Raw genomic sequence first — 9,811 nt, 5'->3', positions numbered from 1 at the left:
GTCCCGCAGGCCCACCGTCGGCCCGGCGGCCCGGGTGCGGTCGGGCAGTGCCGGGACGGAGGCGACCGCGGCCAGCGGCGCCGCCGCCCCGATCGCGAACACCCCGTGGCAGCTGTCGTGGTCGTCGCCGTGGTGCTCCTGTTCTGGCGGCCCCGGACCCATAGATCACCTCTATGACCTCATAGATCATCACCGCCTACCTCCCAGGTCATTCGTAGGGTTTGGTACAAAGATTCAGACCACATTGGCCGCGCCCGACCGGAGGACTCCAACCGTCATGCCCCGCCCGATCCGAGTTGCGATCGTCGGAGCCGGCCCCGCCGGCATCTACGCCGCCGATGCCCTGCTGAAGTCCGACGCCGCCCAGACGCCCGGTGTCTCGATCGACCTGTTCGAACGGATGCCCGCCCCGTTCGGCCTGATCCGCTACGGGGTCGCGCCCGACCACCCGCGCATCAAGGGCATCGTCACGGCCCTGCACCAGGTGCTCGACAAGCCCCAGGTCCGACTGTTCGGCAACGTCGACTACCCGACCGACCTCGCCTTGGACGACCTGCACCGCTTCTACGACGCCGTGGTCTTCTCCACCGGCGCGATGGCCGACCGCGCCCTGGACATACCCGGCATCCACCTCGACGGTTCCTACGGCGCGGCCGACTTCGTCTCCTGGTACGACGGCCACCCGGACGTGCCCCGGACCTGGCCGCTGGAGGCCGAGAAGGTCGCCGTGCTCGGCGTCGGCAACGTCGCCCTGGACGTCGCCCGGGTCCTCGCAAAGACCGCCGACGAGCTGCTGCCCACCGAGATCCCGCCGAACGTGTACGAGGGCCTCAAGCGCAACCGGGCCGTCGAGGTGCACGTCTTCGGCCGTCGCGGCCCCGCCCAGGCCAAGTTCAGCCCGATGGAACTGCGCGAGCTGGACCACTCCCCCACCATCGAGGTGATCGTCGCCCCCGAGGACATCGAGTACGACGAGGGCTCGATCGCCGAGCGCCGCGCGGTGAAGCACGTCGACCTGGTCGCCTCGACGCTGGAGAACTGGGCGATCCGCGACGTCGGCGACCGCCCGCACCGGGTGTACCTGCACTTCTTCGAGTCCCCGGTCGAGGTGCTCGGCGAGGACGGCCGGGTGGTCGGCCTGCGCACCGAGCGCACCGAGCTGGACGGCACCGGCAACGTGCGCGGCACCGGCCGCTTCACCGACTGGGACGTGCAGTCGGTCTACCGCGCGGTCGGCTACTACTCCGACGAGCTGTCCAAGCTGCCCTTCGACCCGACCTCGGGCACCGTGCCGCACCAGGCCGGGCGGGTGCTGGACGGCGACGGCTCGCACCGCACCGCCACGTACGTCACCGGCTGGATCAAGCGCGGCCCGGTCGGCCTGATCGGCCACACCAAGGGCGACGCCAACGAGACCGTCGCCTGCCTGCTGGACGACCACGCGGCCGACCGCCTGCCCGGCGCCGTCGAGCCGGACCCGGCGGCCGTCGAGGAGCACCTGCGCGCGCAGGGCGTCCGCTTCACCACCTGGGCGGGCTGGCAGCTGCTGGACGCCCACGAGCGCGCGCTCGGCGAGGCCGAGCAGCGTGAGCGGGTCAAGGTCGTCGAGCGCGAGGACATGCTCCGCCACAGCGGGGCCTGAGCCGCGGCGAGGCCCGAGTCACAGCGGGCCCCGAGTCACAGCGGGGCCCGAGCGCGGGGCGCCGCCGCCGAATCCCGCGGGAATTCCCTCCGGAACGCACCCGCGGGATTTCGGCCGGTCACCACCGGGAAATCCGCGGGCCGCTGCCGGACGCCCGGCCGCTCCGCGGGGGTTGCCCCGTCAGGGGCGGACGATCGGCAGCAGGACCTCGTCCACGATCTCCGCCGGATCGAGGTGCACCACGTCCCCGCCGCACATCTTGATCCGGTACAGCATCAGCGCCGGCACCAGGTCGGTGACCAACGGGGTGACCGCCCCGGGGCGGACCTCGCCGCGCGTGGTGCCGCGGTCCAGCACCTCGGCGATCAGCGCCGTCGTCGGCTCGACCACCCGTTCCAGCACGATCTCCACGAAGGCGTGCGCCCGCTGGTGGTCGAGCTCGCTCATGATGGCCCGTACGGCGGCGCCCAGCTCGCTGAACATCGCGGCGCGCAGTCTGGTGACCACCTCCAGCAGGTCCCCGCGCAGGCTGCCGGTGTCGGGGGCCGGGCCGGACGGCGGCAGGCTGGCCCGCAGCGCGTCCTTGACCAGTTGCTCCTTGGAGGACCAGCGGCGGTAGAGCGCGGCCTTGCCGGTCTGCGCGGCGGCGGCGACCCCCTCCATGGTCAGCCGGGCGTAGCCGTCGGTGGTGAGCTGTTGGAGGACCGCCTCGTAGATGGCGCTCTCCAGCGCCTCGCCGCGCCGCCGCAGCGGGGCGCCCGCCACCGGCCCGTGCCCGGCATCCGTCTCAGCGGTCATGGTTGCGCACCTTCTTCAGTCGCCTTTCCTCGATCCCCTCGTTCCACGCATTCGCCCGGGGCTCTCCGGGAAATCCCGGGCCGGCCGCGCGAATGGTGAAGCGTTTCCTCTGTCACGGAAATCAGCTGGGTCCCACCGCCGATGTTAGTGAACGAACCCGTTCCCGGTGCCATCCCGAGCCACGGAAACGTCGGGCCGGCGGCCGGGGGCGTCAGACCGGCGGGTTGGGGCGGGTCAGGCCGCGGTCGTAGGCGAAGATCACGGCCTGGACGCGGTCCCGGGCACCGATCTTCCCCAGCACCCGGCTGACGTGCGTCTTGACGGTCGACTCCGCCAGCACCAGGCGCTGGGCGATCTCGCTGTTGGTCCAGCCGTGGGCGATGGCGACCAGGATCTCCCGCTCGCGGTCGGTCAGGGCGTCCAGCCGCGGGTCGGCGGCGGGCGCGCTGCCGGGCGGGCGCACCGGAAGGCGGTGGGCGTAGGCGTCGAGCAGCCGCCGGGTGATGGCGGGGGCGACCACGGCATCGCCCACGGAGACCGCGCGGATGCCGGCCAGCAGCTCCTCCGGACGGGCGTCCTTGAGCAGGAAGCCGCTGGCGCCGGCGCGCAGCGCGGCGTGCGCGTACTCGTCGAGGTCGAAGGTGGTCAGCACCAGGATGCGGGAGCGTCCGCCGGTGGCGACGATCCGGCGGGTGGCCTCGATGCCGTCCATGCCGGGCATCCGGATGTCCATCAGGACGACGTCGGGCCGCAGGTCGGCGGCCAGCCGGACGGCCTCGCCGCCGTGGGCCGCTTCGCCGACGACCTCGGTGTCGGGCTGGCTCTCCAGCAGCATGCGGAAGCCGTAGCGCTGCAAGGGCTGGTCGTCCACGATGAGGACGGTGGTCACGTCGGGCCGCCTGTCGGGTCGGGGGTGAGGTCGAGGCCGGGGGTGAGGTCGAGGCCGGGGGTGAGGTCGAGGCCGGGGGTGAGGTCGAGGCCGGGAGTGAGGTCCGGGTCGGGGGTGAGGTGCAGCACGGCCTCCACGGTCCATCCCGCACCGGGGCCGGGGCCCGCCGTGACCGTCCCCCCGTACAGGGCCGCGCGTTCGCGTATCCCGGCGAGTCCGTGGCCGTGGCCGTGCCCGTGCGCGCGCCCGTGCCAGCGGGAGCCGCCGGGCGGGCCGGTGTCCTCGACGCGCACCCGCAGCCGGTCGGGGCCGACGGTCAGGGTCACGTGGGCGCGGGTCTCGGGGCCGGCGTGCTTGAGGGTGTTGGTGAGCGCCTCCTGGACGATGCGGTAGGCCATCAGCTGGACGCCGCGGTCCGGCTGGTCCAGGGCGCCGGCGGCCGTGTAGACGACCTGCGGACCGGCGGCGCGGATCCGGGCACACAGCCCGTCGAGGTCGGAGATACCGGGCTGCGGGGTGAACTCGGCGGACTGGTCGCCCTGGTCCCGCAGCACGCCGAGCATCCGCCGCAGCTCGCCGAGCGCCTGCCGACTGGTGTCGCCGATCAGCAGCAGTGCCTCCCGGCCGCGCTCGGGGGCGGCCTGCGCCGCGTACGCGCCGCCGTCGGCCAGGGTGACGATGACGGACAGGTTGTGGCCGATGATGTCGTGCATCTCCCGGGCCACCCGGGTGCGTTCGGTGACGGCCGCGAGCCGGCTGCGCTGGTCGCGCTCGATCTCCAGCCGGGCGGCGCGTTCGCGCAGCCCGGCAAGCTGGGCGCGCCGGACGCGCACGGCGATGCCCAGTGCCACGGCCGCCGTCGCGGCGCTGAACAGGAAGAACAGCGCGTCCCCGACCGGCAGCCCACCACCGGAGACGGCCACGGCGACCAGCGCGACGGCCACCGCCATGGCCGCGCAGGACCACGCCAGGTGTCGCAGCCGGCCGTGCAGCGCGAGGCTGTAGAGGGCGACCAGCAGCGCGGCATCGGCGCGCAGGCCGACGTCCAGCGACCACTGCAGGACGAACACCGCCATGATCGCGGCGAAGGCCGCCGTGGGCCGACGGCGGCGCCACAGCAGCGGCAGCACCAGGCCGGCCTGCAGCGCCACCGTCTGCGGCAGCGGCAGGCGGGCGAGCACGAACCGGTGCTCGCGGGGGCCGCCCTCGACGTGGCCGGGGACGAGGTCGGGCAGGCAGAACACCAGGAAGACGGCGGCCACCACCGCGGCGTCGAGCACCCAGGGGTGGTCGCGGTCCGCCTGGCGCAGCCGCTGGCCGAGCCGGCCCAGGCGGGCGAACAGGGGGTGGCCGGACAGGGTTTCGGCGGGCGACGTGCCGCCGGAGGGTGTACGGGCGAGGGGTGCGCCGGTGGTCGCGAACGGGCTCGTCGCGGTGGTGTGCTCGCTCACCGGTGGCGCCTCCCTGTCGGCCGGGGTGTCGTGGTCGCGCGTTGCGGCGCCGGTTGTTCCCGGCGCCGCGACGGATGTCCTCCCCATCGAGTCTCTCAGGCGTCGGTGCGCACCAGCCGCACGGCCGCCGCGCCGAGGGCGAGGACCGTCCAGCCGAGGAAGACCGCCAGGCCGACCGTCGGCGAGAGCGTGGCCGAGTCGCGGTGCAGGGCGAACATCGCCTCCCCCGCGTGGCTGGGCAGATAGGGGCTGAGGTGGTTCTGCCAGGAGCTGGGAAGCAGCGCGGTCAGCCCGGGGATCAGCATCAGCGTGGCCACCAGGACCGCGATGCCGCCGGCCACCGAGCGCAGCAGCGCGCCGAGCGCCACGCCGATCACGCCGACCAGGGCCAGGTAGAGCCCGGCGCCCAGCAGGCCGCGCACCACTCCGGCGTCGGACAGGGTCATCGCCACGCGGGTGCCGGAGAGGACCCCGCTGTCGGCCACGAACACCGCGAACACTCCGACGGTGCCGAGGACCAGCGCGATCAGCCAGTACACGGCGGCCTTGGACCAGAGCACCGGAAGCCGGCGCGGCACGGCGGCCAGGGTGGAGCGGATCATGCCCGTCGAGTACTCCCCGGCGGCGACCAGCACGCCGAGGACGCCGAGCGCCAGCTGGGCGAAGTTGGTGCCGAACAGGGACAGGCTCAGTGTGCTCGCGCCCGCGAAGTCCCGGTCCATCGGGCGGCCCGAGGTCATCCGCGACTTGAACTGGTAGGCGGCGATCAGGCCGAAGGCGACCAGGAAGAGCAGGGCCAGGCCGAGGGTGATCCAGCTGGAGCGCAGCGACCAGAACTTCGCCCACTCGGAGCGCAGCACCCGGGCCGCGGTCACCTTGTACACGGGACGCGCGGGCCGCGGATCGGCGGACGCGGACGTCGGGCTCGGTGCGATGGCGCTCATGCCGCGCTCCTTGAGGTCTCGGTGCCGGCGGGCGCCGTGGCGGTGGTGCCGTGGTACTCGACGGCGTCGCGGGTCAGCTCCATGAACGCCTCCTCCAGGGAGACCGTCCGGGGGGTGAGCTCGAAGAGGGCGATGCCCTGCTCGGCGGCGGTCAGGCCGATCTCGCGGGCCGTGCGCCCGGTGACCAGCAGTTCCTCCGAGCCCGCCCGGCCGGTGATCTCCACACCGGGGCCGGCCAGCGCGGTGCGCAGCCGGGGCGGGTCGGCGCTGACCACCTTGACCACGTCGCCGCCGGCCTGGTGGACCAGCTCCTGCACGGTGGTGTCGGCCAGCAGCCGGCCCCGCCCGACGATGATCAGGTGGTCGGCGACCAGGGCCATCTCGCTCATCAGGTGCGAGGACACGAAGACGGTGCGGCCCTCGGCGGCGAGCGAGGTGAGCAGGTTGCGGATCCACCGGACGCCCTCGGGGTCGAGGCCGTTCACCGGCTCGTCCAGCATCACCGTGGCCGGGTCGCCCAGCAGGGCCGAGGCGATGCCGAGCCGCTGGCCCATGCCGAGCGAGAACGCCCCGGCCCGCTTGCGGGCCACCGAGGACAGCCCGGTCAGCTCGATGACCTCCTCGACCCGGCGGCGCGGGATGCCGTGGGTGTGGGCCTGGGCCATCAGGTGGTTGAAGGCCGAGCGGCCCGGGTGGATCGACTTCGCCTCCAGCAGCGCGCCGACCTCCTGGAGCGGCGCCGCGTGCTCGGCGTACCGGCGGCCGTTCACCCGCACCGAACCGCTGGTGGGTGCGTCCAGCCCGACGATCATCCGCATCGTGGTGGACTTGCCCGCGCCGTTCGGCCCGAGGAAGCCCGTCACCGTCCCCGGCCGGACCGTGAAGTCCAGCCCGTCCACGGCGGTCTTCTCCCCGTACCGCTTCGTCAGCCGGTGCGCCTCGATCATCGCTCACCTCTGTGCTCCGGGGCCGGTCCGTCCCGGCCACCCTCGCCCTCCACGCTACGTGCGGGACCGGCTCCGATCCGTGGTACCGGGGGCCGATCATCGGCGCGCCCGTAGTACCCCGGTACCACCCTGGCACCCACCACGGCGGGTCGATCCGCCGTCCGTGCGGCGCACGGTCCGACGGACGGCCGGCCCGCCCCCTGCCACGAGGCCGCGCCGGCCGACACCGCGCCGGGGTCCGCTCCGGGAGGCGGCGGGCACGGCGCCCGTCGATACTGGGGCCGCCCGGACTCTCACGGAGGAACCATGGACTACGGTCTCGGCGTACGGCTCGACCGGCCGTTCACGCAGGCGGTGGAGGCGGTCACCGCCGCACTCAAGGAACAGGGCTTCGGCGTCCTGACCACCATCGACGTCCGGGCGACCCTGCGCGAGAAGATCGGTGTGGAGGTCGAGGACTACCTGATCCTCGGCGCCTGCAGCCCCGCCCTCGCCCACCGCGCGCTCCAGGCCGACCGCCGCATCGGGCTGCTGCTGCCCTGCAACGTGGTGGTCCGGGCGGACGGCGACGCCACGGTGGTGGAGGCCGTCGACCCGCAGACGATGGTCACCCTGGCAGGGCCCGGCGGCGGGCTGGGCGAGGTCGCGGACGAGGCCGCGCAGCGGCTGAACGCCGCTCTGGACGCGCTGCGCGCATGAGGAGCAGACCATGACCGGACCCGTCGTCGTCGGATTCGACGGCTCGCCCGAGAGCCTCGCCGCCACCGAGTGGGCCGCCCGCGAGGCGCAGCGCCGCGCCTGCCCGCTCGACCTCCTGCAGGCCTGGCCGTGGCCGCACCGGGACGTGGTCGGCAGCGAGGAGACCTACCGGAACGCGATGGACCGACTGGCGCGCCGGGCGGAGGAGCTGCGCGCGCTGGCCGGTGACGGGCCGGTCACGTCGGCGATCGTCCCGACCGATCCGGCCGAGGCGCTGCACGCGGCCACGAACTCGGCCTCGCTGCTCGTCCTGGGCTCGCGCGGCCTGGGCGCGGTGCGCGGCTTCCTGGTCGGCTCGGTGAGCCAGGAGGTGCTGCGCCGGGCCGGCTGTCCGGTGGTGCTGGTCCGGGCGGAGCCGGTCGAGTCCGAGGGCCCGGTGCTGGTGGGCCTCGATCTGGCCCATCCGACGGACGACGTGCTGGCCTTCGCCTTCGACGCGGCCGCCCGGCGCCGGGCGCCGCTCCGGGTGGTGCACGTCTGGTCGCCGCCGGTCACCAACGAGTACATGGCGCTCCAGGCCACCGGCGGGCTGAAGGGCGAGCTCTCCGTGGTCGAGCGGACCCTCTTCGCCGAACGGCTGGGCCCCTGGCGGGAGCGCCACCCCGAGGTGTCGGTGACCGCCGACCTGATCCAGGGCAGCCCCTCCGCCGCCCTGGTGGACGCGGCATCCGAGGCCCGGCTGCTCGTGGTCGGCCGCCGCATCCGCCGCACCCTGCTCGGTGTCCACCTCGGCCCGGTCGCGCACGCCGCGATCCACCACGTGCGCTGCCCGGTGGCCCTCGTCCCGCACGCCTGACCGGGGCGGAGCCCCCGCGCGGCCGCCGCCGACCGCTACCCGGGGCCGTCGACGGGCACGTGCGCGGCGTAGAGCCGTCGGAGCAGGCCGTTGAGGTGCTCGCGTTCGGCCGCGGTCAGAGCGTCGAGGAACCGGTCCTGTTCGGCGGCGGCCGCGGCGGCGACCGTCCCGACCAGGGTGCTCCCCCGGTCGGTCAGGTTGACGACGCGGCGGCGGCGGTCGGTGTCGTGCGGACGGCGTTCGAGCAGCTGCCGGTCCGCCAACTGGTCGAGGACCGGGACGAGGTTGCGGGCGTCCACAGCGACGAGTTCGGCCAGCCGCCGCTGGACCACCGGGCCGTGCCGGTCGAGGGCGACGAGCACGGCGTACTGGCTCTGGGTCAGCCGGTGCTCGCCGAGGAAGCCCGTCCAGGAGCGCGCCGTGAGGGAGCCCAGCCGCGCCAGCAGGAAGCCGGTGCCGCGTTCGAAGGCCGGTCGGTCCGGTGCGTCCGGTCGGTCGTTGTCGCCGCTCATGGGGCCAGCCTAGTCAATAGACATGTCACATGTCGTTTGATAGACATGAATCATGTCTATTGAGCTTCGCCACTCGACCGTGGCGATCGGCGACCTCTCGCTCCACGTGGTGGAGTCCGGCCCCACCGGGGGCCACCCCTACCTGTTCCTGCCCGGCTGGCCGGAGTCCTGGCGGACCTGGCTGGGCGTGATGGCGGCCGCCGGCGACGCGGCACGGACCATCGCCGTCGACCTGCCCGGGACCGGCGGTTCCGCCGGTGCGGTCGAGGGCGGGTCGAAGCGCCGACTGGCCGAGGTGGTCCACGCGCTGGTCCGGGAGCTCGGCCTCACCGGCACCACCCTGGTCGGCCACGACGCCGGCGGGATGGCGGCCTACGCCTACCTGCGCCGGTTCACCGGCGTCGACCGCGTCGCCGTGCTGAACACCGTGATCCCCGGCGTCGACCCGTGGAACGAGGTCCTGCGCAACCCGTACATCTGGCACTTCGGCCTGCACGCAGTCCCCGAGCTGCCCGAGGCCCTCGTCCAGGGCCGGCAGGCGGCATACTTCGACTACTTCTACGACGTCCTGTCCGCCGACCCCCGCCGGATCACCGCCGAGTCCCGCGCGGCCCACGCCGCCGCCTACGAGAGCCCCGCCGCGCTCACCGCGGGATTCGACCTGTACCGCGCGTTCCCCCAGGACGCCCGGGACAATGCCGAGGCCGCCGGCGACCCCGTCGACACACCGCTGCTGTACGTCCGGGGCGACCACGAGAGCGGCGACGTCGAGGCCTACGCCCGGGGTTTCCGCGCCGCGGGCGTCCGCAACCTCACCACCGCGGTGATCGCCGACGCCGGGCACTTCGCCCAGGAGGAACAGCCCGCCGCCGTCTGGGCCGTCCTGCGCGGCTTCGCCACCGCACCGGCGGCCCAGATGCGGTGACCCGCGACCAGCGAACACCGCTGCCCGCACCCGACTCGTCGGTCACGCCGGGCCACAGGTCCGCGCCGCACGACAGGCCGGCCGCTCACGAAAGGCGGCCCGGCCGGGCGCCGACGGCCAGGGGACGGGAGTCCCGGGGCCGCCGGCC

General features: G+C 74.2%; 10 protein-coding genes. 4 read left to right on the top strand and 6 right to left on the bottom strand.

The features are described 5' to 3' along the window. Window positions 1-277: 277 nt before the first annotated feature. Window positions 278-1,642 carry an FAD-dependent oxidoreductase gene (locus KS423_RS28435; protein ID WP_224282632.1) on the top strand — a complete coding sequence of 455 codons (1,365 nt, stop codon included), beginning with the start codon at window positions 278-280 and terminating at the stop codon, window positions 1,640-1,642. Between the two features lie 180 nt (window positions 1,643-1,822). Here the strand turns inward: KS423_RS28435 and KS423_RS28430 are convergent, their stop codons facing one another. From KS423_RS28430 to KS423_RS28410, 5 genes are all read right to left on the bottom strand, one after another. Further along, window positions 1,823-2,440 (bottom strand): TetR-like C-terminal domain-containing protein, encoded by a 618-nt coding sequence (locus tag KS423_RS28430; RefSeq protein ID WP_224282631.1) that lies wholly within the window; start codon window positions 2,438-2,440, stop codon window positions 1,823-1,825. A gap of 211 nt (window positions 2,441-2,651) precedes the next feature. Further along, window positions 2,652-3,329 (bottom strand): response regulator transcription factor, encoded by a 678-nt coding sequence (locus KS423_RS28425; RefSeq protein ID WP_224282630.1) that lies wholly within the window; start codon window positions 3,327-3,329, stop codon window positions 2,652-2,654. Then, a complete protein-coding gene (locus tag KS423_RS28420) occupies window positions 3,326-4,687 on the bottom strand; it encodes a sensor histidine kinase (RefSeq protein WP_224282633.1) in 1,362 nt (453 codons plus the stop codon). Before KS423_RS28420 ends, KS423_RS28425 begins: the two co-directional genes overlap by 4 nt. A 188-nt stretch (window positions 4,688-4,875) precedes the next feature. Further along, complete coding sequence (locus KS423_RS28415) at window positions 4,876-5,724, bottom strand: ABC transporter permease (RefSeq protein WP_224282629.1); 849 nt, start codon at window positions 5,722-5,724, stop codon at window positions 4,876-4,878. Next, window positions 5,721-6,671, bottom strand: a complete 951-nt coding sequence (locus KS423_RS28410; protein ID WP_224282628.1) for an ATP-binding cassette domain-containing protein — start codon at window positions 6,669-6,671, stop codon at window positions 5,721-5,723. Before KS423_RS28410 ends, KS423_RS28415 begins: the two co-directional genes overlap by 4 nt. A 306-nt stretch (window positions 6,672-6,977) precedes the next feature. On the opposite strand from KS423_RS28410, the gene KS423_RS28405 reads away from it, so the two are divergent. Continuing rightward, complete coding sequence (locus KS423_RS28405; protein WP_224282627.1) at window positions 6,978-7,370, top strand: DUF302 domain-containing protein; 393 nt, start codon at window positions 6,978-6,980, stop codon at window positions 7,368-7,370. A 10-nt stretch (window positions 7,371-7,380) separates the two neighbouring features. Beyond that, a complete protein-coding gene (locus KS423_RS28400) occupies window positions 7,381-8,226 on the top strand; it encodes a universal stress protein (protein WP_224282626.1) in 846 nt (281 codons plus the stop codon). Between the two features lie 35 nt (window positions 8,227-8,261). On the opposite strand, the gene KS423_RS28395 is transcribed toward KS423_RS28400, so the two are convergent. Then, entirely contained in the window at window positions 8,262-8,738 is a 477-nt protein-coding gene (locus KS423_RS28395; RefSeq protein ID WP_224282625.1) for a MarR family winged helix-turn-helix transcriptional regulator, read from the bottom strand. A gap of 52 nt (window positions 8,739-8,790) precedes the next feature. On the opposite strand from KS423_RS28395, the gene KS423_RS28390 reads away from it, so the two are divergent. After that, window positions 8,791-9,663 carry an alpha/beta fold hydrolase gene (locus KS423_RS28390; protein WP_224282624.1) on the top strand — a complete coding sequence of 291 codons (873 nt, stop codon included), beginning with the start codon at window positions 8,791-8,793 and terminating at the stop codon, window positions 9,661-9,663. Window positions 9,664-9,811: the final 148 nt, after the last annotated feature.

The organism is Streptomyces sp. LS1784 (assembly GCF_020103755.1).
GTDB lineage: Bacteria > Actinomycetota > Actinomycetes > Streptomycetales > Streptomycetaceae > Kitasatospora.
This window is presented reverse-complemented; position numbering and strand designations above follow the sequence as displayed.

Coding starts and splice junctions, on each gene's coding strand:
- KS423_RS28435 (WP_224282632.1), top strand. CDS start 278: ATGCCCCGCCCGATCCGAGTTGCGATCGTCGGAGCCGGCCCCGCCGGC.
- KS423_RS28430 (WP_224282631.1), bottom strand. CDS start 2,440: ATGACCGCTGAGACGGATGCCGGGCACGGGCCGGTGGCGGGCGCCCCG.
- KS423_RS28415 (WP_224282629.1), bottom strand. CDS start 5,724: ATGAGCGCCATCGCACCGAGCCCGACGTCCGCGTCCGCCGATCCGCGG.
- KS423_RS28410 (WP_224282628.1), bottom strand. CDS start 6,671: ATGATCGAGGCGCACCGGCTGACGAAGCGGTACGGGGAGAAGACCGCC.
- KS423_RS28405 (WP_224282627.1), top strand. CDS start 6,978: ATGGACTACGGTCTCGGCGTACGGCTCGACCGGCCGTTCACGCAGGCG.
- KS423_RS28400 (WP_224282626.1), top strand. CDS start 7,381: ATGACCGGACCCGTCGTCGTCGGATTCGACGGCTCGCCCGAGAGCCTC.
- KS423_RS28395 (WP_224282625.1), bottom strand. CDS start 8,738: ATGAGCGGCGACAACGACCGACCGGACGCACCGGACCGACCGGCCTTC.
- KS423_RS28390 (WP_224282624.1), top strand. CDS start 8,791: ATGTCTATTGAGCTTCGCCACTCGACCGTGGCGATCGGCGACCTCTCG.